Raw genomic sequence first — 20,847 nt, 5'->3', positions numbered from 1 at the left:
TCACCCACACTTTGCCGCCCTCGCTACAGCAGCTTCTGCAAGAATGCCCGCTGCCGGGGAAGGCCCGTTGGAGATCCACGGCGCCAGCGCGCTGGGCTACGAGCCCGGCGACAACTACCTGTTCCAGGGCTACCGCTACGTGCTCGACGCCGCGCGCGACGTGCTGGTGCGCGAGGATGTCGACAGCTGGATTATTTCCCATCGCAAAATAATTGCCTGCGAATCGAATTGATCGGCATCAAACAAAGCCTTATTGACATTGGGCTTCTGAAATTTAAACGAAAAAAAAGCGGCCCGGGCTTCCAGTCCCGGGCCGCTTTCATTTTACCCCGCACCCCGAGACGCCTCGGGGTCTGACCCCGTACGGGGTCAGACCCCTTCGTGCGGGGTTCCTGTCGCCGCGCTAGCCGATCAGAAGCTGCTGGAGATGCCGGCGCAGATTGTTCGGCGCGCACCATATTGCGGCGCGCCGACGCCGACACCGGAACCGTCGCGCAACAGATAGGAACGGTCGAACACGTTCATCAATGCCAGGCGGCCATCAACAGCACGAGCACAGCCAGGACGCGGTCGAGCCGGGTCTTGGTCAGTATGGTGCCGTTGAAATAGCGTTGCAGGCGGAACATGGATGGGCTGGCGGAGGGAGAGCGGGAAAACGATAGTTGGGCGAATTCTACGAGACTTGCGGCCCGGCGTAGAGCGCCTACCAAACAAACAGGCTGGCGACATGGGCCGCGCCCAGCACGCGGCACTCGACGGTGACGTTCTGGCCGAGCTGGAATTGCGGGCTCAGCGTCTCGGCCAGCGCGAAGCGCAAGCTGCCGGCGTCCAAGTCCAGCCGCGCCAGCTCGATGGCGTTGAAATCGAAGAAGCGGCCCACCGCGCCGAAGGCGCCCTTGTAGAAGCTTTCCTTGGCGGAGAACACCAGCGTCAGCAGGCGTTCGCGCGTCATCTCGCGTTCAAAGCCGCGCAGGTAGGCCAGTTCCCGCGCCGACACCACCAGGCCCGGCATCGCCTCGGCGGCGGCGTGGTCGGCCCACTCCTCGATGTCCAGGCCGATGCCGCCGCAGCGCGCCGCGTCGGCCACCACGGCCGCCGCCAGCGTCTTGCTGTGGCTGATGCTGCCGACCACGCCGGGCGGCCACAGCGGCTCGCGCTGCGCACCGACGCCGACCTCGCCGACGCCGCGCCCGGCGGACAAGCCGCCCGCCGCGGCGAGCGCGCCCAGCGCCTGGCGCGCGCACAACCGGCCGTGGAAATACTCGGCCTGGCGCTTGCGCACGCTGCCGGCAATCTGCGCAGGACAGGCCAGCCCGGCCTCGGCAAAGCGCCCGGCCGCGAAGGCGGCGCTGTCGAAACGCGCCAGCACCAGCGGCGACACCACGCCGTCCGCCGCGCGGCGCCAGTCCAGCCCGAACGGCTGGCCGGCCGGCGCGTGGTCGACGATGTCGTGGTGGCGCATGCTATTTGATGCGGAAAATCACGGCGACCGCCAACTGCTTGAACATGGGAGCTCCAACGTGGAAAGGGAGGGGAATTCTATGTTGATAAATTAACATCCGTCAAGCGGAGCCCATATGTTCCCCGGGAACTAAACTTTCTCCTACACCGGCACTGCGCGTGCACCGATGGCAAAAAGACAGCACTGTGAGCATGATGTCCACACCCGCCGCACGCGTTGCAACGGCAAGCAAGGACTAGCCGGCCATCCAGCGGCGGGACTATTTCAACGAGGAACACCACCCGCAAAGGAGAACAAGATGAGCTATTTGGACCGTGACACCTTCGGCATCTACCGCAACCGCGACAACGAGGGCCCGGGACCGCGCCTGATGGGTGCCGACACCCTGATCGGCGAGGATGTCTACAACCAGCAGGAAGAAGATCTGGGCGACATCAAGGAGATCATGCTGGACATGCAGAGCGGCCAGATCGCCTACGCCGTGCTGTCCTTCGGCGGCTGGTTGGGCATGGGCGACAAGCTGTTCGCCGTGCCATGGCAGAGCCTGCAACTCGACACCACCAACCAACGCTTCCTGCTCGACGTGTCCAAGGAGCGCCTGAAAGCCGCCCCCGGCTTCGACAAGGACGACTGGCCGGACATGGCCAGCAACGAGTTCAGCAGCAGCATCCACGGCTTCTACGGCACCCAGCAGAACTTGGCCGGCCGCGTCACCTCGACCGGCAGCGTGATGGGCCAGGGCAGCGGCTCGCTGCAAAGCGGCACCCAGCAGAGCGGCAGCCAAAGCGGCACGCAAAGCCAGAGCGGCGGACTGAGCCAGAGCGGCACCCTGTCGGGCGGGAAGACCGACAAGACCGACAAGAGCGAGAAGTACTAGGCCATCGTCTAGACCTGCCGCACGCAGCGGCCGGCTGTCAAGGCGCCGGCGGCTACAAAACCACCCTAAGGCAGAGAGCCGGGGTCGGACCCCTCGGGGTCCGACCCCGGCTCTGCGCCTGTGGGTTTTCTCAGCTCGGCTGCGTTTCCGCCTGCCCCAGTCGCTGTATCGTCGCCACCAGGGCCGGCAGGCCGCCGTGCAGGGCCTCGCCCGACAGCACATGCTGCTGCCCCGCCACGCTGACCAGCAGTTGCGGCACGCCGGAGCGGCCCAGGCGGCGCATGGCGTCCCGCGTGGCGGCGACGCGGCGCGCGGTGGCTTGTCGCAGCGCCCCATCGCCGCGCAGCCGTTCGGCGAACTCGGCCGCGTCGACGGCGATGCCGCACCCGGCCGCCACTTGCGCCGCGACGGCGCCCAGCACCGCCGGCCGCCCCGTGTCGCGCCCGTCGACATAGCGGGCCAGCTGGATCGCCTGCAGGTAGCGCCACTCCAGGTCGGCGTCCAGCTCGCGCAGCGCCGTCAGCGCATGGTTGGCCGGGCCGGAGTCGAAGCGCACGCCGGCGCCGCCCAGCACCTGCTCGCGGTAGGCGCCGGTGAAGCGCTGGCCGGTCAGCTGCTCGATGCGCTGGTCGTTGCGCCAGGCGTAGTCGGCCCAGTCGGCCGACAGGTCGCGCGCGCCCTCGTCGGCGAACAGGCCGGACGGCATGAACTCCAGCGAGTCCGGAAAGGCCAGGGCCAGGCCGGCGATGGCCGGCGCGCTGGCATAGCACCAACCGCACAGTGGATCGAAAAAGTAATGCAGGCGCAGGGTGTTCATCAGTCGGACTCCTCGAATTGGGCAACAATGCAATGCGGAGAGTGTAGCGAGCTCGGGGCGCGGGAAAAACCGCGCCCCGGTTGACTGTTTGTTGCATGGATCGAGCATATCAATACGATTACGTCGATTTTCGCACGATGAAAGACATCGCCGTCCCCCTTCGTTTCTCTCCCCGCCTGAGAACACGCCGCGCGCCGCCATTCAAATCGGCCCGGTGGCGAAATAATATTAGATAAAACTTTGCATAATATTAACAAATTGCATTCCTAGTAAATAAAATTTGCGCCGGATTCATAATGTGAGCTAAGATCGCGACATTGCAAATTAGAAACAAAGTCCTCCATGCGTTATGTTTCCGCCGTCGCCGCACTGTTTTCCGCCGCCCTGCTTTGCGCTTGCGCCACCCCGCCCGAAGCCCCCTACAATCCACAAAACCTGAACGATACGCCGGACTTGTCGGCCTTCCACACGGTCGAACTGAGCCCCAACGCCGGCGGCAAACGCGAGGTGCCCTCGAGGCCCGCTACGTCGCCGACGGCGCCCATCTGGCCGTGTTCAACGCCGTCGCCGGCGGCCCCGAGCGGCTGTATGTGCAGGCCGAGGAATGCCGCAATTCGGACGACCCGGACTGTCCGCGCCGCTTCGCCCTGACCGGCAACCTGAGCGCCTACGGCTCCACGCTGAAGTGCTACATCCAGGTGCGCAACGACAGCAACAGCGGCTACACCGGCCAGGCGCTGCAGGGCCTGTGCCAGGACAAGTTCAGCCGCTCCTACTCCATCACCATCTCGAAAAACTTCCGATGAAAAAACTCGTCCTGACCACGGCGGTCGCCGCCGCCATGCTGCTGTCCGCCTGCGACAGCGGCCCCTTCGCCAGCGCCGAGGCGATCCGCACCCGCGCCACCCAAAACCTGACGCAGAAAAACTTCACCGAGGCGGCCAAAACCGCCGAGGAGCTGGTCAAGAAAACCCCGGACGCCTACGACGGCTATTATCTGGCGGCCCAGGCCCGCGCCCAATTGGGCGATAAGAACGCCGCCCTGGCGGCATTGGAATCGGCCATCAAAAAGGGGCTGAAGGACGATAAAGAGATCGTCAACAACGCCAATCTGCAACCGCTGCTGAATATGGCCGCGTTCAGCGAGTTAATGGACAGTTCCTTCCCCAAACGCGAGAAGACGATACTCTCGGCCGGCGGTAGCAACGGCGCCGGCGGCGCCGTCGGCATCAGCGAAACCCGGGACAAGACCGTGATCCGCGCCGGCGACGTCGTCGTCGAACTGCCAAAAGACTAACCCTCCCCCCCAATTGCGCCTCGGCCCGGCCGAGCAAGGACAAACTATGCATAACGTATTGAAAAAGGCCATCTGCGTGGCCGTGGGTACACTCGCGCTCGCCGCCGGCGCCAACGCCGCCCCGACCGACGATTCCGTCATCGGCGAGGGCCGCGCCCCGCTGGGTGCCGGCAACGCCGCCGCCATCCGTGGCGCCGCCAAGCAGGAGGCCGTGCGCGACGCCGTGCTCAAGGCCATCAAGGACGCCACCGCCCTCGACGCCAGCGAGGAGCGCTTCGCCCCCATCGTCGCCGAGGTGTCCAAGCAGATGCGCGACATCCGCGTCACCTCCGAGGAATCGGTGGGCGGCGAGTTCGTCACCCGCGTCGCCGTCAACGTCGACCGCAAGCAGATCAAGAACGCCATCCGTGGCACCGACCTCGACAAGCTGAACGACCGCTCCTTCGGCATCCTGATGCTGGTCGACGAGTTCCTCACCAGCACGCGCGACCTGCGCATGCCGCTCGAAGAGCTGGTCGAGATGAAATACGACGCCGGCTCGTCCTTCCGCGACAAGTCGATCCGCGCCTCCTCGGCCAGCGCCTCGGCCAACTCGGCGGTCGGCTACAGCGCCAGCGTCAACGCCAGCCAGGCCTCGGCGAGCAAGGTCAACGGCAACTCGCAGACCGCCGTGGCGGCCCGCTCCGGCGACGAGTCCTTCGCCGCCGGCAACCGCAGCAACGTGTCGGGCAGCCAGTCCTCGGCCGCCGCCCTGTCGGCCAAGGAAAACTACGCCGCCGCCTCGAACTCCAAGTCGGCCAGCGCCTCGATCAACGCCCGCAACGTCGCCGCCTCCAGCCACGAGACGGCCAGCTACAAGAAACTGGTCAAGTACCAGGACACCTCCAAGCCGACCAGCCGTCCGCTGTTCCTCAACGAGTTCTCCGGCAAGCTGCGCGACTACGATCTGCGCCTGCTCGACTCGAGCATGGCCAAGGGCAAGTTCTTCGGCGACAAGCCGATCAACCTGGCCATGCTGTCGGACAGCGTGCAGATGACCAAGTTCACCGAATTCGCCCGTAGCAAGGCCAACGCCGACTTCCTGATGGTCGGCTCGGCCACGGTCATTTCCGGCGACTTCAACCCGTCCACCGGCGACATGGGCTGCGTCGTCAACGCCGAGGTCAAGACCTACGCCACCGCCGGCGGCGAGCTGATCGCCTCGATGGCCGAGAGCACCCAGGCCAGCGGCGCCAACATCGAAGCCTGCGCCGCCACCGCGACGCAAAAGGTGGCGCGCATGATGGCGCCCTCCTTCGCCTCGTCGACCCTGGGCTACTGGGCCGACCGCGCCGCCCGCGGCCGCCAGTACACCGTCGAATTCAAGGGCGCCAACCTGACCCTGCCGATGCGCATGGCCTTCTCCAAGGCGCTGCGCGACATCGACGGCGTCGGCGCCATCGAGAAGAAATCGGACGGCCCGGAAGGCGTCACCCTGACCCTGACCCTGAAGGGCAAGGGCGACGCGATGGAAGCCGTCTACGGCGCCGTCGCCGGCCAAGCCGCCTTCGCCGGCAAGGAGCTCGACGGCAAGGCCGAGGGCGAACTGCTGACCCTGTGCCTGACCAAGTGCGGCGGCGCCGAGCCGAAAGCCAAGACCAAGAAGCAATAAGCGCGCGCGATGAAAACCCCTATGCTCAATCTTAACGTCAGCCGCCTGCTGGCCGCGCTGGCCCTGGCCGGCCTGGCCGGCCAGGCCGCCGCCAGCGCCGACGCCATGGTCTTCCCCGTCGCCGGCGTGTTCTGGAACGCCGGCAACACGGCGATCGACCAGCGCTTCATGCAAAGCCAGGACATCGGCCAGCTGAAGCAGCAGGTCAAGGCGACGCTGGAGGCGGCCTTCGCCGGCCGCATCCGCGCGCTGACCAAGCAGTCGGCCGCCAACACCTTCGCCGTCTCCTTCCACCTGACGCGCATGGCCGCCTACTACGCCCCCAAGGCCGACGGCAACTACGAGCTGATGACCCCGGTCACCGGCAGCGTCTACTTCACCAACGTCGCCACCGGCGAGATCCTGTTCACCGCCACCAGCACCAACGCCGCCTCGGCCCTGCTGCCGGCCGCCGTGCTGACCGGCGGCGGCAAGCAGGCCGAGGAGGACAAGCTGTACGCCAAGTCGCTGGCCGCGCTGATCGCCCAGCTGGGCAAGCAGGCCGGCGCCGACTTCCAGCCGAAGACCATCGAAACCACCGTCACCGGCCAGCAGAACGGCCTGTTGCTGCTGTCGAGCGGCTACCGCCAAGGCATCCAGTCCGGCGACAGCCTGGACGACGACCAGTCGCAGAACATCAAGGTGGTCTACGCCGCCGCCGACTACGCCGTCGCCCGCATCGGCCTGGCCGACGCCATCGGCACCGGCGCGCGCTTCCACAAGTTCGTCGTCGGCAAGATCGACGGCCGCCTGCGCCCGCGCGCCACCGTGGTGATGGACCAGGTGCCGGAAGGCTTCTCGGCCGACTACCTGACCCAGCTGTTCTCCGAGGAACTGGCCGCCAAGGCGCCGCTGACCATGGTGCAGGTCAACCCCAGCTTCGCCGGCCTGCTGCGCGCGGTGGTGCAGAACGCCGACCTGAGCAGCAGCACCACCAGCCAGCGCGACACGCCCGACCTGATCGTGCGCCTGCGCGTGAGCGACCCGATCCAGCACGAGACCAACACCAACCTGGGCTTCCAGACCAAGCGCGGCGTCCAGGCCAAGGCCTACGCCGAACTGGTCGACACCAGCGGCCGCGTGCTGTTCGCCGCCGCCGGCCACGACGCCCAGACCATCGACGTGGTGCGCGGCCTCGACCTGGCGCCGCAGGCGCGGCGCGAGATCGCCATCAAGAACGCCCTGCTGGCCCTGGCGCAAAAGATGGGCGAGATGGCCGAGGGCCAGCCCGACACGGCCACCGTCAAGCGCGCCGACGCCGACGGCGTGGTCGTTGCCACGCCGAACCAGGTCTACGCCAACAAGGCGCCCGGCTACGTGCTGCACCCGACCCAGTTCAACATCGGCGGCAAGAGCCGCAGCGTGCTGTTCCCCGTCTACGAGGCGGTGGCCGGCGCGCGCAACGGCGCCGACACGGCGCTGGCCACCCTGCTGCCGCTGGGCAAGGGCCAGCCGGCCGTGCAGGCCGGCGACGTGTTCGAGGCGCTGCGCCTGGGCACCGCGCCCAAGTCCGCCACCGCCTTCACGCTGTGCCCGGACGCCGAAAGCCTCGGCGCCGTCAAGACGCCCGACTTCGAGAACGTCAGCTCGGTCGCCCTGGCGCGCGCCATGCCCGGCCCCTACTACGCCCCCGAGGTGCGCCAGATCGCCGACGCCACCATCCACGCCGGCAGCGGCTTCAGCGCCGCCATCAAGTGGGACGTGCCGACGGTGGCCCTGTGCGTGCAGCCGGTGCAGCGGGTCGACGCCGGCGCCGAGGAATGCGGCGACACCTGCCAACGCGCCATGACGGCGCGCTACACCCTGCGCCAGCGCAAGGACGGCGCCGTCGTCGCCAAGCAGGGCCTGGAAGGCAACTTCAAAAGCACCGGCTACCAAAAGTCCAGCCGCGCCGGCGACGTGAGCAAGCTGATCCTGCAGGACGTGCTCGACGAGGCCGACAAGCTGATGGGCACGCTCGCAACAAAAATCGTTTTACCCACCACCAACTGAAGAAGGCGACACCATGAATTTCCGCACCACCGTACAAACCGCAGCCATCGTTCTGATCCTCGGCGCCAGCGCCGGCGCGCAAGCCGGCCTGGGCGGCCTGTCGCTGCCTAGCCTGGGCGGTTCGAGCGGCGCCAGCGTCGACGTCGACGGCTTCCTGAAAAACGCCGGCATCGCCGAAACCCTGATGCGCAGCTCGCTCGACCAGATGGTCTCGTCGCTGGCCTCGAAGGAAGAGATCGCCAAGATCGACGCGCTGAAAAAACAAGCCAGCGAAAAAACCGACGCCAAGGAAAAAGGCGCGATCGAACAAGAGATCGTCAAGTCGCAGGCCGCCCTGCTCAACGCCAAGGACTTCGACAAGGTCGCCAACGAAGACATCAAGAAGATGGACGCCAAGCAGAAGCAAAAGCTGGCCGGCGCCGCCTCCAACTTCATCCTGGCAGCGCTGAAGGACAAGGAACTGGTCGGCCAATCGTCGGGCGTGATCAGCGGTTTGACCGGCAACCCGGCCAACCTGTCGAAACTGGGCACCGTCAAGGACGCCGCCGGCAGCCTGAAGAACCAGCTGGAACTGGCCGCCAACCTGATCACCAAAGTACCTAAGGTCTTCAGCGCCGTCGGCGTGAAAAACCCACCGACCAAGGCGTCGGACGCGCCAGTCGCGACCACGGGCGACTAAGTCTGGCCGAAGGCCGCCCGCTGCAAGCTCAGCGGCGCGGCCTGCGGATGAAAATCGGCGGCTCAGCGGAATGCTGAGCCGCCGATTTTTTTCGGTTTCTTTGAAATGAACCGCCGCTCCGCCCCGTGGTGGATCTTCAACTCGGCTCGAACTTGTTCGCTTGACACTGCGAGAAATCAAACTGTGCCATTTGGTTTCCGTCACGATTGCCAATGTCTGCGGCAAAACCCGACGGCTACGAGGCAGGGAGGAAGAATGAACGTCATCGGATTCATCGTGCTTGGCGACCGCACGTCACACGGCGGCACGGTCATTTCATGTAGCACCAACCGCTACATCAACGGCATCCGGGCCGCGCGGATGGGGGATATAGTCATGTGCCCACGCTGCAAGCGCGCGACAAAGATCATCACGAGCCGCTTCCCAAAGAGTAAGGACGATGGTATCCCGGCGGCCTTCGACATGGACATGACCGATTGCGGCGCCAGGCTCTAAAGCGTCCGGCCCCAGCCACCGCGCCCGTACGTGTGCCGGTCACGACACCCATGAGACGGGAATCGGAAGTAGTCCGACGCTGGTATCAAGCAGCGCCACCGCAGCCAGCACCGGCACCTGCGCCCCGGCCACAATTGGCCCAATACGGCCCTGTGGCAGAGGAAGGCCAACATCGCTCACTCGGCACGCTCCTGAAGGAAAACCCTAAGACCACCGGCGTGATACTGGTAGGCATTATCTTGCTCGTCATTCCGGCGACGAGAGCAGCCGCAGTCGCGACCATCGCCTTCCTTGCAAGAGCAGGAACCGCGCTCCTTGTCACGACAAGAATAGCCGCCGCCGCGCCCGATTCCAAGAAGAAGACGAAGGAAAAGAAATGACTATGACACCCGAATTCGAAAAGGTGGAATCACAACTCCCCGACTTCCAGTACGTTGATAGAGACAATGACCGGATAATCGTTACCGTCGGGTTTACCGCCGCGTTCTATTTTTTTGATGGGCACACCGTCGAAAAACGGCTGGCCTTGGTTGACTGCATCGAAGCATATGAGACGGCCTACGGGAACCATCTAACCTGGGCATGCGACCCCGACAGCTGGAAGCCTTCCAAACTATCAAAGAAGACCCAAGCCGCTTTTCGCGACTATAGCCATGCAAAAATCCGCTACGCTCGCCGAGATCGCGGCCGAACTGGCAAGCAATCCACACCGTGCGTTCCATTCATCGCTATCGCTCTACGCACTGGCCGAGAAAAAGCCGAGGCCGGGCCACCCGAATTGGGTTGATGTTGGCGGTAAACAACGCTGCCCGCCCCCACAGAGTTACAATTCAATAGTGTTTTATTAAAACAACACTATTACTTACATCGCATCTAATTAACCCATGGCAATGTAGCATGTTTTACAATGAAACTGCGAGTCGGACGCTCCGATAAGCTAAAGGTGGAGAATTACTGTGACAACGGAACGTCGCGCAAGCGGGCCTCTGGACAACGACTCCGTCGCACCACGACAATTACTGACAGCGGACTCAGCAGTTTAATATCCAGCCTGTCCGATTCAATTCCACGCTACTGACGGCAGTGATATATAAAGGGAAGTCCACGATGGTTTTCAAGAAAAGAAACTCGATGTTCGATCGATGTAAAGACTCCACCACGATGCTTATTTTTATTGTTCTGCTCGCCGTATGCGCTTGTTCATCCGCGCGTGACGCCAAGCCTATTTCCCAGCTAGCGATTTCCCCCGACGGCAATGAGTTTGTTTTCCGGTATCAGCCCGAGCATCGGGAGAGCAGCCTGGTGCGCTTCAACAGCAGTACGGGCGCCATTCAGATTTTGCCCCAACCTCTCGATGAGGTTTGGTCCAATCCAACGTACTCGGTCGACGGCAAGTGGCTGGCGATAGGAGTTTATGCCGTCGACGCGCAACACTCCGTACAGTATACGGATTCGCGCATTGATGTCATGCGCACCGATGGTAGCGGGCGCCGCACTGTGGTTCCGCAAGATGGGTTCGTCAAAAGCATCTTCAGGTTTTCTCCGGACGGAAAGAGACTTCTTTTTGCCGAGGGCAGCGAGGGGAGGCTACGTCCGACGGGCTTCACCATCCACGAAGTCGACCTGGAAACCCTGGGGATATCGGCTGTTGTTATGGCTAATTTTTACCGGCTGAGTTCGCTCGCCTACTTCAAAAGGCAGTTTGCTTATACCGGCTACGCACCACTGAGCTATCTCGATCGCCAGTCGCCGGTTCCCGACAAATATATCCCCACTGCGAATGTCTATCAAAAAAATCAATGGGCGATGCAAAGTAATACCATGATGTATGTCACTGATGCGCATCCGGAAAAACTGGCGCCCTATATGAGCTTTGACACCCGTGAATCATCCTGGACATGGCAGCAAGAGAAAGAGATTGAAGGGCTTCGCGTCGCCTCGAAAACCAATCGGATGTTTGCAGCGATGCGCCATGAAGATTATCCAAAAGATCGAGATCTACGCCATTACATCCGCGATATTTTTGAAATAAACGCCGATCGCACCTTCCGCCGTCTGACATTTTTCAACACCGTCCAATTTTATGGCTTCGATGCAACACCGGACGGGCGATACGTGGCGGTGGTGCCAGACAACCGCGACGACCCTGGACGCAGTGCTACAGCTATCTACCGCATTGATTCCATCAATGGAGAGGCGAAGGTATTCGAACCTGATCTCTCCAAATTTTCTATGCCACATTAACTAGCCAGGAGATCGGCCGGCATCTCGATCAGATCCGCATACCGTACTACGAGCAACTGTTCACCAGCAAATGCAAGCTGATCCCTCCCAGCGAGAACGAACTACGCGCAGAGCTTGACCGCGAGCGCGCCCGGCTACAACAAGTTCAGCAATCCACCGCGCGTTAATGCCTCCCAACCGCTTGACACTTCCCCAACTGCCGCCAAACCCAATAGCCGCGCCAGATCGCCCGCCCCGGCGGCGCATGATGCAAGCGTCGCGGTGGTATTTTCGCCACCATGGCATTTTTTACAGTTGACGATTTTATATGTCATTGCAATACTCGCAGCACTGCCAAGCCGCCCCTCGCGGCGCCGGCATGCCACTCCCCAAGCCAGCCTGACGCCAGCTTTTCAGACCGGCCCGCGACGCGGCGCACCATCTCTTTTCGTTTGCATCGATCCCGCTATTGTGATTTGACGCCGTCGCCCCAAGCCGAAGCGCGCTTCGCTTGTCCCGACGCCTTTTGCAACGCATCCCCAACGGATGCCCGACATGAGAAGGACAAGAAATGCGAGCTGCACAGATACGCCGCCACCTCGGCGCCCCCTCCGCCCTACTGCCCCGCACCGGCACCGAACAAGGCCTGCCGTCGACCACGCCGCAGCTGTTGCGCGGCACGGTCGCGCCGGCGGCCGGCAAGGTCGCCAAGACACCGGCGCTGAACCTGGAATTTTCGCCGCGCGACTACATCACCTACCTGCTGTCGATCGACGCCGAAATCGAACACTGCCTGATGGTGCAGTACCTGTACGCCGCCTACTCGCTGGGCGGCCCGCAGGTGCCCGAGGCCTTCCGCGACAGCGTGCGCACCTGGCAGGAGGTCATACTGGGCATCGCCAAGGAGGAGATGGGCCACCTGATCTCGGTGCAGAACTCGCTGCGCCTGATCGGCTCGCCGCTGCACATGGAGCGCGAGGACGAGCCTTGGGATTCCCCCTTCTACCCCTTCCCGTTCACGCTCGAACCGCTCACGCTCGACTCGCTGGCCAAGTACGTGTACGCCGAATCGCCGGTCGACTGGGACGGCGGCGCGCTGGGCGACGAAATCCGCCTGCGCGTGCACGCCCAGACCGACGACCCGAACCAGGTGGCGGCGCTGTTCAACACCCTGATTCCGCTGGTGGCCGATCCCGACTACCTGCCCGACGCCGCCTTCGACGCCACCACCCTGCCGGCCCAGGCCGACTTCGCCGAATGGGGCCGGGGCTACCAGGGCGGCCATCGCGGCCGCCCCAGCGGCCAGCCGACGCAGACGCCGGACGTGCTGGTGGTGCCGCAGACCTGCCGCGACGACATGGTCGCCGCCCTGCACGCCATCGCCCAGCAGGGCGAGGCCACCAGCGGCACCACCGCCTCGCACTTTGTGCGCTTCCTGCGCATCTATGTCGAGATGCGCGAGCTGCTCGAGTACAAGACCCTGACGACCGAGCACTGGAACGCCGCCCGCCCGCTGGATTTCGCCGCGCCGCAATGGCAGGCGCTGCAACCGGAGAGCAAGGCCACCCTGCTCGCCGCCGGCCCCGCCGCGCGCATCGCCTGGGCGCCGGCCCGCCAAGTCGCCATCAACCCCTACGTCTCGCTCGATCCGGAAAGCGAGGGCAGCGACGAAGGCGGCACCGCCACCCGCATCACCCACCCGGAATCGGCGCTGTGGGCCACGCTGCACAACATCCGCTACCGCATGCTGCTGACCTACCTGATCCACAGCTTCACGCTGTACGGCGGCCTGAACGCGGCCGGCGCGATCACCCCGCGCGGCGCCATCGTCAACGCCACCTTCGGCGAGATGTACAACCTGCGCGCCGTCTCCGAGATCCTGATGCAGTCGCCCGTCTCGGCCGACGACCCCAACGCCGGCTTCGCCGGGCCGCCGTTCCAGATGCCCTACACCCTCAACAGCCCGTTCGGCGAGGCCAACAAGTGGCGCGGCCACCTCGACCTGTTGACCGCCTCGGCCAGCGTGGTCGAGGCGCTGCAACTGCTCGTGCCCGAGTCCCGCCACGCCTACCTGGCGTCGCTGCGCGAAGCCGACCGCAACATGCGCGAGCTGACCCTGCGCATCCTGTCGGGCAGCATCGACACCGCCCTGCTCTAGGAGACCATGATGCCCATACTGGAACTGAGAATCCTGCCCCCGCTGGCCGTGGCCCGCCTGGGCGGCGCGGCCGAGCCGCTCGAAGCCTTCGACCTGGAGACCGATCCGGACAGCCCGATGAACTACCGCCGCATCGTGCCGCGCGAAAGCTTCGAAGTCGACCAACTGAGCGGCCGCATCGTGCGCGCCTACGTGCCCGACAACATCCGCTTCAAGGACGAGAACAAGCTGGTGCGCCCGGTCGCTCCCTTCCTCGAAGTGTATGCGCGCACCAGCGAGGAGCCCGGGCAGCTGCAGCCGCTGACCGCCGCCCTGCTGGCCGAGCACGGCCTGGCGCTGGCCAACCTGCACTGGGACGTCGAGCTGGGCAACATCAAGATCTACCGCCGCACCAACAACCGCAACGACCAGATCCACGCCAACCTGTTCGGCCTGCAGGACCACGCCCGCCACGCGCTGAACGGCTGGTGCGAGAACTTCAAGCAGGGCAAGACACTGCCGCTCGGCCACGTGCAGTTCATCGCCCCCACCGACGACTTCCCGGAAATCCGCCTGCGCTACACGCCGGCCGCCGGCCTGGTCTACGGCAGCCGCATGCAGCGCCTGGAGCCGCAGGCCGACGGCGTGCCGCTGCTGGTGCCCGACCCGATCATCGACAGCGACTAACTGGTGCTGTACGACGCCGAACGCGGCGACTGGCTCAACTACACCGAAGGCACCGGCCCGACCTTGACCAACCCGGCCGGCATCTACGCCGGCTACGCCAACGCACAGGACCAGCAGGTCAGCTGGGGCTACCTGGACGACGAATGCGACGGCCTGGTGCGGGTGGTGCTGACACTGGCCGACAGCACCACGCTGGTGGCGCAGGCCACCATCGGCGCCGGCCCGCCGGCCTATGCGCCGGACACGCTGCCGATCCGCGTGGTCTCCGACGAGATGGAGCAGCTGCTGCACGGCCCCACCGTGCCGGAGGAGGAGGTGTCGCTGGAGCAGGCCACCGAGCTGGTGCTGCGCGCGCTGGAGACGGTGCGCTTGATGAACACGGCGATCATGAACGGCAATCCGGTCAACGGCCGCCTCAACGTGGCCAGCACCATGGTGCGGCAGAACAGCAGCGACTTCGAGCGCTACTACGAGCCGATCGCCGCCGCCTCGCTGGTCGACAACCTGGCCCTGCGCGCCCTGCACGAACGGGTGTTCAGCGCCCTGTCGGCCGGCGGCGCGCCGTGGTTCGCCCAGACCCTGCGCCTGCCCGAGGAGATCGGCGACCTGTCGGCGATCGCGCTGCGCAAGATGCCGGCGCTGATGCGCGGCGCCGACGGCCGCAGCCTGACGCTGACCCGGCGTCATATCGACATGGTGGTCAAGGCCGCCCGCAACGCCATGTTCAGCCAACCCAACACCCCAGCAGGAGACCTGTGATGGCCGCCAAACAGCCCAGCCTGAGCGCCAACAACCTGACCGCGCAAATCCACCACCGTGGCGCCGGCAACCCAGCCTCGATACTGCCGCGCAGCGCGATTTCCAACTGCTTCCCCGGCCTGGAATTCGACTTCCGCAACCTGTGGCGGCGCGCCTTCGAGGGCATCGTCCTGATCGAGAACAACAACTACGTGATCGACGCCGAGCCCGAGTTCCAGCACCTGGTCACGCGCCGCCTGCTGCGCTTCGCCGGCCTCGAGGTCGGCACCATGGTCAACACCACCGGGCCGGTGTTCCCCGACGGTAGCTCGGGCACGCTGGCCTCGGTGGCCAACCCGAACGCGGTGTCGTTCATGGAGTGGTCGAACTCGATCGCCCGCATCCTGCACCTGCAAGGCCAAATGGTCAGCTGCGAGTTCACCGCCCAGACCGACGCCAGCACCGAGGTGCAGGCCGGCCCGGATACGCCCTTCATCACCGTCGAACTGCGCCTGCGCACCTTCTTCGAACCCGACACGGCGGCCTTCAACCCTGCGCTGCTGCAGCCGGGCGAGCTGACCCAGGGCCTGTGCGCGCCGTGGCAGAACGACTACCGCGAGTGCGCCTGCTACTACTGGGCCGCCTCGCGGCCCGACTATGTCAACGTCGAACCGGGCGTCAACGGCCTGTCGCACGGCGACATGTGGTTCGCCAAGAAGCGCACCGGCACCTACATCCCGGACAACCGCACCGACACCCGGCTGTACTCCTACGACGACCTGTTCAAGTCCTGGCAGGAACAACCTGCAGTTCATCATCCGTGGCAAGGATGCCGATGAATCCTGACGCCCTGGCCGAAGCACCGGCCGAAGCACCGCCCGCCGCCAGGGCCACGGCGGCGGCCGGCGCCGAACTGGCGCGGGCGCTGAGCGGCCGCATCGTGGCGGCCTCGCGGCCGCGCCAGCGCCACGCCCACCTGGTCGACGACGCCCAGGGCGCCCAGCTGTTGATGGTCAACGGCACGCGCCTGTACCACCTGCCGCCCGGCCTGACCGAGCAGTTCCGCGCGGCGCTGGGCAGCGCCGACCCGGCCCTGCTGCAAGGGCTGGTCGACAGTTGCGGCCTGCAGGCCGAGGCGCTGATCGACGACACCCCGCTGGCCGCGCCGCCGCTGCACGCGCTGTCGCTGGCGATCGCGCAGAAGTGCAACCTCGGCTGCACCTATTGCTATGCGCAGCAGGGCGAGTTTGGCGGCAAGGCCAAGAGCATGGAGGAGGCGCAGGCGGTCAAGGCGGTCGACCTGCTGCTGTCCCAGGCGGCGCCCGGCGCCAAGGTCAACCTGGCCTTCATGGGTGGCGAACCGCTGTCGAACCGCGCCGTTCTGCGCAGCGTGACCGACTACGCCAGCCGGCAGGCGGCGCTGCGCGGGGTCGACTGCCGCTTCTCGATCACCACCAACGGCACCCTGCTGCGGCCGGACGACGCCGACTTCTTCGAGCGGCACGGCTTCGCCGTCACGGTCAGCCTGGACGGCGCGGCAGAACAGCACGACCGGCTGCGCCCCTTCAAGGGCGGCAAAGGCTCCTTCGACAGCATCCTCGAACGCATCGCGCCGCTGCTGGCGGCGCAGCGGCGCATGCAGGTGTCGGCGCGCGTCACCGTCACGCCGTTCAACCTCAACCTGCCCGGCACGCTCGACCTGTTCATCGGCATGGGCTTCCACAGCGTCGGCTTCTCGCCGCTGCTGCGCGCCGCCAACGGCCGCGCCGAGATGGGCGAGGCGGACATGGCCGAGATGCTGGAGGCGATGATCGCCTGCGGCCTGGCCTTCGAGCAGAACGTGCTGCAAGGCCGCCGCTACCCCTTCATGAACATGCAGAACGCGCTGCGCGAACTGCAGCGCGGCACGCACCGGCCCTACCCCTGCGGCGCCGGCGCCGGCTATTTCGGCGTGTCGGCCGACGGCGAACTGTCTGCCTGCCACCGTTTCGTCGGCGACGAACAGGGCGCCATGGGTTCGCTGGACGGCGGCGTCGACCGCGCCCGCCAGGCCATCTGGCTGAGCGAACGCCATGTGCACCAGCAGCAGCCCTGCTCCGACTGCTGGGCGCGCTACCTGTGCGGCGGCGGCTGCCACCACGAGGTGCTGGCGCGCGGCCGCAGCGCCTGCGACTACATCCGCGGCTGGCTGCACTACACGATAGGCGCGCACCAACGCCTGAGCCAACTGGCGCCCGACTGGTTCGCCGCGCCGGCCGGCACGCCGGCCTAAGCCCGATGCGCGACGGCGACAGCCCGTTCGACGCGCTGGTGGTCGGCGCCGGCCCGGCCGGCACCAGCGTGGCGCTGCGCCTGCAACAGCTGGGCTACCACGTGCTGCTGGTCGAGCGCAGCGCCGTCTGGCCGCGCCCGCAGGTGGGCGAGGCGCTCACGCCCGGGGTGCGCAACATCATCGAGCTGCTCGACGCCAACGACGCGCTGGCGGCGGTGCCCCATGTCGCCCACGCCGGCAGCCGGGTGCTGTGGCGCGGCCGCACGCCCGAGCTGCTGCAGGAGGCCGGCTCGGCCATCGTCGACCGGGGCCGCTTCGACGCGGCGCTGCTGGCGTTGGCGCGGCGCCGTGGCGTCGAGGTGGAACAGCCGGCCCGCGTGCTGCACCTGGCCGGCGCGGCCGGCGACTGGCAGGTCGGCCTGCTGTGCGGCGAAGCGCGCACGCGCCAGGTGCGCGCCCGTTTCATCCTCGACGCCAGCGGCCGAAGCGCGGCGCCACGCATCGACTGCGCGCCCCGGCTGGCGGCCCTGTGGGGCGAGGTCGAGCAGTCGGCCCTGCCGCAATTGGACGGCGCCACCCAGGTCGAGGCGCTCGAACACGGCTGGCTGTGGGCCGGCCGCCTGCCCGGCGGGCGCTATCGGCTGATGCTGGTCGGCGATCCGCAGGCGGCCCGACAGGCCACGCCGGCCGGTCCCGAAGGCCGCCTGCGCGCCGCCTGCGCGGCCAGCCAGTTGCTGCGCGCGGCGTCCACCCTGCCCCTGCTGGGCGCGGTACAAATGTGCTCGGCCACGCCCTACCTGGCGCCCGACAGTTGGCGCGACGGTCATCTGAAGCTGGGCGACGCGGCCTTCGCGCTCGATCCGGTTTCCTCGTCCGGCGTGGAAAAGGCCATGCGCTTCTCGCTGCAGGCGGCGGTAGCCCTGCATACCGTGCTGGGCGACGACCGCCCCGGCAGCGACGCGCTGGCCCGGCGGTTCTTCGAGGGCCGGCTGGTAGAGGCCTGCGCGCGCCACGCGCACTGGACCGAGGCGTACTACGGCCAGGCCTGGTGCGCCGACCAGCCCTTCTGGCAAGCCCGCGCGCGTTACGAGGCCGGGGTGCGCGGCGAAGCCGGGGCCGGCGGCGAAGCGGGGGCGCGCCGCGAAGGTGGCGGCAACGGCGCGGCGTGGCCGGAACTGCTGGCCGCCCTGTCCGCCGAGCGCGCCCGTTTGACCGGCTACCAGCCGCCGGTGCTCAAACCGCTGGCCGGCCTGAACCCGGCACTGCCGCTGCGCCTGCACGGCGCCGCCACAATCGTCGAGCTGCCCTGCGTGATCGACGACCGGGTGTTCCTGCACAGCGCGCTCGACCATCCCCATCTGGAGCGGCCGCTGGCCTTCCTGGAAAACGAGGCGCTGTTCCCCCACTTGGCCAGGCTGGTCCAGCCGCTGCCGCTGGCCCAGCTGCTGCACATGCTGGCGGCCAGCATGCCCGGCCACAAGGCCCAGCACATCGCCGCCTGGCTGTGGCAGCGCGGCCTGCTGGTAAGCGTCGGCTGAAAGCAGCGCCTCCAAATTAAGGTGCCAACGGCTTCAACACCACCCAAAGGCGTGGAGCCGGGGTCGGACCCCCGAGGGGTCCGACCCCAGGGTTTGCATCATGGGGGGCTTAGCTTAGCTGCACTCCCCGCCCCCCCTTGCCGCGCCTAGTCAGCCGGCCCGTTCAGCGCAGCGTCGGCCTGGGCCGGCTCGCGGAACTGGCGCGCCACCAGCCGCGCGTAGTAGGGATGCGAGGCGATCAACTCGCTATGGTTGCCGGCCCCGGATATGCGGCCATTCTCCAAGAAGTAGATGCGGTCGGCATGCATCACCGTCGACAGCCGGTGCGCCACGATCACGTTGGTACGCCCGCGCATCAACGCCTCCAGCGCCACCCTCACCTGGTGCTCGGTCTCGCTGTCGAGGTTGGAGGTGGCCTCGTCGAGGATCAGGATGTCGGGATCGCGCAGGAACATGCGGGCGATGGCGATGCGCTGCCGCTGGCCGCCGGACAGGTTGTTGCCCTGCTCGATCAGCAGGGTGTCCAGCGCCAGCGGCATGCGCTCGATGAAGGACCAGGCGCCGGCCTGCTCGGCGGCGTGGCGCACGGCGGCGTCCGAGAACTCGCCGGCCAGGCCGTAGACGATGTTGTCGCGCACACTGCCCGGCATGATGGGCGCGCCCTGCGCCACATAGCCTATCCTCCGGCGCCACTCGGCCAGCGGCACCGCCGACACCGGCGCGCCGTTGTGCAGGATCTCGCCGTGGGTCGGCTCGTAGAAGCGCTCGATCAGCGACAGGATGGTGGTCTTGCCGTTGCCGCTGGCGCCCACCAGGGCGGTGGTGGTGCCGGGCCGGAACACGAGGTCGATGCCGCGCAACACCGTCGCCTCGTGCCCCGGATAGGCGAACGACACCTGGCGGAACTCCAGCGCGCCGTTGTGGCGCTGCGCCGGCGCGTCCGGCAGCGCCGCCGCCTCGTCCGGCTCGCGCAGGATCTCGCCGATGCGCACCGACGCGCCCCTGGCCTTCTGCAGGCCGGCGGTGAACTGGGTCAGTTGGATCAGCGGGTTGGCGATGCTGAAGATGTAGAGAATGAACGCGGTCAGCGTGCCGATGCTGATCTCGCCGTGGCTGACCCGCAGCGTGCCGTACACCAGGATCACGACGATGGCGGCGCTGCTGGCGAAGCTCATCAGCGGTTCCAGCGCGGCGCTGGTGCGGGCCACCTTCATGCCGAGCGCGCGGATCTGTTCGACCTCCTGCTGGCAGCGGGCCCGCTCGCGAGCCTCGGCGGTGTAGGCCTTGACCAGGCGGATCTCGGCGAACACGTGGGTCAGAATGCCACCCAACGCGGCCGTGCGGTCCTGGATGCGGCGCGACAGGCGGTCCAGCACGAACGACACGGGCACCACCACGCCGAAGGCGGCGGCCACGCAAGCCAGCAGCGCCAGCGTCAAGCGCACGTCAAGGACCAGCATCACCGTCACCGCGCCGGCCAACAGCAGCACGCCGGTCAACAGGTTGATGGCGTGGCGCGTCACCAGCTCGGCGATGGCGTCGCAGTCGCTGAGCACGCGGCTGACCCGCGCGCCGGTGCTTTCGCGGTCGAAGGACTCGACCTTCAGCCTGAGCATCTTGTCGATCAGGCGGGTGCGCAGGGCCGCCACCACGCGGTGGCCGACCCGCGCCAGCAAATAGGCGGCGCCGGTGAAGGCGACGCTGGAGCCGACCAGCACGCCGGCCAGCAGCATGACGCTGACCGGCTGCACCGTCCCGGCGGCGATTTCGTCGACGAAGCGCCGCACGAAGATGGGAAAGCTGAGCACGGCCGCCACGGCGGCGATGGCGAAGGCGGTGGCGCCGGCCAACGGAAGTCTGGCCGGCTGGGCGATGCGGACCAGATGGACCAGGCCGCGCGACATTGGTGTTGTTGTCATGATCAATACACTCCTCTTGGTGTG

General features: G+C 66.4%; 20 protein-coding genes. 17 read left to right on the top strand and 3 right to left on the bottom strand.

Annotation, left to right across the window (positions count from 1 at the left end; all coding sequences use genetic code 11):
* Window positions 1-67 precede the first annotated feature (67 nt).
* Window positions 68-232: a hypothetical protein gene (locus QC826_RS09855; RefSeq protein WP_279765440.1), complete on the top strand. Its 165-nt coding sequence runs from the start codon at window positions 68-70 to the stop codon at window positions 230-232.
* 471 nt (window positions 233-703) lie between these two features.
* Here the strand turns inward: QC826_RS09855 and QC826_RS09850 are convergent, their stop codons facing one another.
* Entirely contained in the window at window positions 704-1,462 is a 759-nt protein-coding gene (locus tag QC826_RS09850) for a 4'-phosphopantetheinyl transferase (protein ID WP_279765438.1), read from the bottom strand.
* Window positions 1,463-1,760: 298 nt separating this feature from the next.
* Between QC826_RS09850 and QC826_RS09845 the strand changes: the two genes are divergently transcribed.
* Entirely contained in the window at window positions 1,761-2,339 is a 579-nt protein-coding gene (locus tag QC826_RS09845) for a PRC-barrel domain-containing protein (RefSeq protein ID WP_279765436.1), read from the top strand.
* Between the two features lie 130 nt (window positions 2,340-2,469).
* Here the strand turns inward: QC826_RS09845 and QC826_RS09840 are convergent, their stop codons facing one another.
* Window positions 2,470-3,156 carry a DsbA family protein gene (locus tag QC826_RS09840; protein WP_279765435.1) on the bottom strand — a complete coding sequence of 229 codons (687 nt, stop codon included), beginning with the start codon at window positions 3,154-3,156 and terminating at the stop codon, window positions 2,470-2,472.
* A 551-nt stretch (window positions 3,157-3,707) separates the two neighbouring features.
* On the opposite strand from QC826_RS09840, the gene QC826_RS09835 reads away from it, so the two are divergent.
* From QC826_RS09835 to QC826_RS09765, 15 genes are all read left to right on the top strand, one after another.
* Complete coding sequence (locus QC826_RS09835; RefSeq protein ID WP_279765434.1) at window positions 3,708-3,962, top strand: hypothetical protein; 255 nt, start codon at window positions 3,708-3,710, stop codon at window positions 3,960-3,962.
* Window positions 3,959-4,453: a tetratricopeptide repeat protein gene (locus QC826_RS09830; protein WP_279765433.1), complete on the top strand. Its 495-nt coding sequence runs from the start codon at window positions 3,959-3,961 to the stop codon at window positions 4,451-4,453. Before QC826_RS09835 ends, QC826_RS09830 begins: the two co-directional genes overlap by 4 nt.
* A gap of 46 nt (window positions 4,454-4,499) precedes the next feature.
* A complete protein-coding gene (locus tag QC826_RS09825; protein ID WP_279765431.1) occupies window positions 4,500-6,104 on the top strand; it encodes a hypothetical protein in 1,605 nt (534 codons plus the stop codon).
* A gap of 21 nt (window positions 6,105-6,125) precedes the next feature.
* A complete protein-coding gene (locus tag QC826_RS09820; protein WP_279765429.1) occupies window positions 6,126-8,135 on the top strand; it encodes a hypothetical protein in 2,010 nt (669 codons plus the stop codon).
* A 13-nt stretch (window positions 8,136-8,148) separates the two neighbouring features.
* Entirely contained in the window at window positions 8,149-8,814 is a 666-nt protein-coding gene (locus QC826_RS09815) for a hypothetical protein (RefSeq protein ID WP_093389732.1), read from the top strand.
* Window positions 8,815-9,069: 255 nt separating this feature from the next.
* Window positions 9,070-9,309, top strand: a complete 240-nt coding sequence (locus QC826_RS09810; RefSeq protein WP_279765426.1) for a PAAR domain-containing protein — start codon at window positions 9,070-9,072, stop codon at window positions 9,307-9,309.
* A 152-nt stretch (window positions 9,310-9,461) separates the two neighbouring features.
* Window positions 9,462-9,689 carry a hypothetical protein gene (locus QC826_RS09805; RefSeq protein WP_279765425.1) on the top strand — a complete coding sequence of 76 codons (228 nt, stop codon included), beginning with the start codon at window positions 9,462-9,464 and terminating at the stop codon, window positions 9,687-9,689.
* A 2-nt stretch (window positions 9,690-9,691) separates the two neighbouring features.
* Window positions 9,692-10,096, top strand: coding sequence for a hypothetical protein (locus QC826_RS09800; protein ID WP_279765424.1), 405 nt, complete (start codon window positions 9,692-9,694; stop codon window positions 10,094-10,096).
* Window positions 10,097-10,416: 320 nt separating this feature from the next.
* Window positions 10,417-11,553 (top strand): TolB family protein, encoded by a 1,137-nt coding sequence (locus QC826_RS09795; protein ID WP_279765422.1) that lies wholly within the window; start codon window positions 10,417-10,419, stop codon window positions 11,551-11,553.
* A 550-nt stretch (window positions 11,554-12,103) separates the two neighbouring features.
* Complete coding sequence (locus QC826_RS09790; RefSeq protein WP_279765420.1) at window positions 12,104-13,690, top strand: ferritin-like domain-containing protein; 1,587 nt, start codon at window positions 12,104-12,106, stop codon at window positions 13,688-13,690.
* Between the two features lie 6 nt (window positions 13,691-13,696).
* Window positions 13,697-14,356 (top strand): hypothetical protein, encoded by a 660-nt coding sequence (locus QC826_RS09785; RefSeq protein ID WP_279765418.1) that lies wholly within the window; start codon window positions 13,697-13,699, stop codon window positions 14,354-14,356.
* Window positions 14,357-14,359: 3 nt separating this feature from the next.
* Entirely contained in the window at window positions 14,360-15,115 is a 756-nt protein-coding gene (locus tag QC826_RS09780; RefSeq protein WP_279765417.1) for a hypothetical protein, read from the top strand.
* Window positions 15,115-15,933 (top strand): hypothetical protein, encoded by an 819-nt coding sequence (locus QC826_RS09775; RefSeq protein WP_279765416.1) that lies wholly within the window; start codon window positions 15,115-15,117, stop codon window positions 15,931-15,933. The genes QC826_RS09780 and QC826_RS09775 overlap by 1 nt, the downstream gene beginning before the upstream one ends.
* Window positions 15,930-17,366, top strand: coding sequence for a radical SAM/SPASM domain-containing protein (locus QC826_RS09770; protein ID WP_279765415.1), 1,437 nt, complete (start codon window positions 15,930-15,932; stop codon window positions 17,364-17,366). The genes QC826_RS09775 and QC826_RS09770 overlap by 4 nt, the downstream gene beginning before the upstream one ends.
* Window positions 17,367-17,371: 5 nt before the next feature.
* Window positions 17,372-18,904 (top strand): NAD(P)/FAD-dependent oxidoreductase, encoded by a 1,533-nt coding sequence (locus QC826_RS09765; protein WP_279765414.1) that lies wholly within the window; start codon window positions 17,372-17,374, stop codon window positions 18,902-18,904.
* A gap of 146 nt (window positions 18,905-19,050) precedes the next feature.
* On the opposite strand, the gene QC826_RS09760 is transcribed toward QC826_RS09765, so the two are convergent.
* A complete protein-coding gene (locus tag QC826_RS09760) occupies window positions 19,051-20,823 on the bottom strand; it encodes an ABC transporter ATP-binding protein (protein ID WP_279765413.1) in 1,773 nt (590 codons plus the stop codon).
* Between the last annotated feature and the right edge of the window lie 24 nt (window positions 20,824-20,847).

It is taken from the genome of Rugamonas sp. DEMB1 (genome assembly GCF_029834475.1).
GTDB lineage: Bacteria > Pseudomonadota > Gammaproteobacteria > Burkholderiales > Burkholderiaceae_D > Rugamonas > Rugamonas rubra.
This window is presented reverse-complemented; position numbering and strand designations above follow the sequence as displayed.

Bases quoted from the DNA above. Each gene is read 5' to 3' on its own strand.
- QC826_RS09840 (WP_279765435.1), bottom strand. From the start codon at position 3,156: ATGAACACCCTGCGCCTGCATTACTTTTTCGATCCACTGTGCGGTTGG.
- QC826_RS09825 (WP_279765431.1), top strand. From the start codon at position 4,500: ATGCATAACGTATTGAAAAAGGCCATCTGCGTGGCCGTGGGTACACTC.
- QC826_RS09770 (WP_279765415.1), top strand. From the start codon at position 15,930: ATGAATCCTGACGCCCTGGCCGAAGCACCGGCCGAAGCACCGCCCGCC.
- QC826_RS09760 (WP_279765413.1), bottom strand. From the start codon at position 20,823: ATGACAACAACACCAATGTCGCGCGGCCTGGTCCATCTGGTCCGCATC.
- QC826_RS09775 (WP_279765416.1), top strand. From the start codon at position 15,115: ATGGCCGCCAAACAGCCCAGCCTGAGCGCCAACAACCTGACCGCGCAA.
- QC826_RS09810 (WP_279765426.1), top strand. From the start codon at position 9,070: ATGAACGTCATCGGATTCATCGTGCTTGGCGACCGCACGTCACACGGC.
- QC826_RS09815 (WP_093389732.1), top strand. From the start codon at position 8,149: ATGAATTTCCGCACCACCGTACAAACCGCAGCCATCGTTCTGATCCTC.
- QC826_RS09785 (WP_279765418.1), top strand. From the start codon at position 13,697: ATGATGCCCATACTGGAACTGAGAATCCTGCCCCCGCTGGCCGTGGCC.
- QC826_RS09800 (WP_279765424.1), top strand. From the start codon at position 9,692: ATGACACCCGAATTCGAAAAGGTGGAATCACAACTCCCCGACTTCCAG.
- QC826_RS09850 (WP_279765438.1), bottom strand. From the start codon at position 1,462: ATGCGCCACCACGACATCGTCGACCACGCGCCGGCCGGCCAGCCGTTC.
- QC826_RS09830 (WP_279765433.1), top strand. From the start codon at position 3,959: ATGAAAAAACTCGTCCTGACCACGGCGGTCGCCGCCGCCATGCTGCTG.
- QC826_RS09795 (WP_279765422.1), top strand. From the start codon at position 10,417: ATGGTTTTCAAGAAAAGAAACTCGATGTTCGATCGATGTAAAGACTCC.
- QC826_RS09790 (WP_279765420.1), top strand. From the start codon at position 12,104: ATGCGAGCTGCACAGATACGCCGCCACCTCGGCGCCCCCTCCGCCCTA.
- QC826_RS09765 (WP_279765414.1), top strand. From the start codon at position 17,372: ATGCGCGACGGCGACAGCCCGTTCGACGCGCTGGTGGTCGGCGCCGGC.
- QC826_RS09820 (WP_279765429.1), top strand. From the start codon at position 6,126: ATGCTCAATCTTAACGTCAGCCGCCTGCTGGCCGCGCTGGCCCTGGCC.
- QC826_RS09845 (WP_279765436.1), top strand. From the start codon at position 1,761: ATGAGCTATTTGGACCGTGACACCTTCGGCATCTACCGCAACCGCGAC.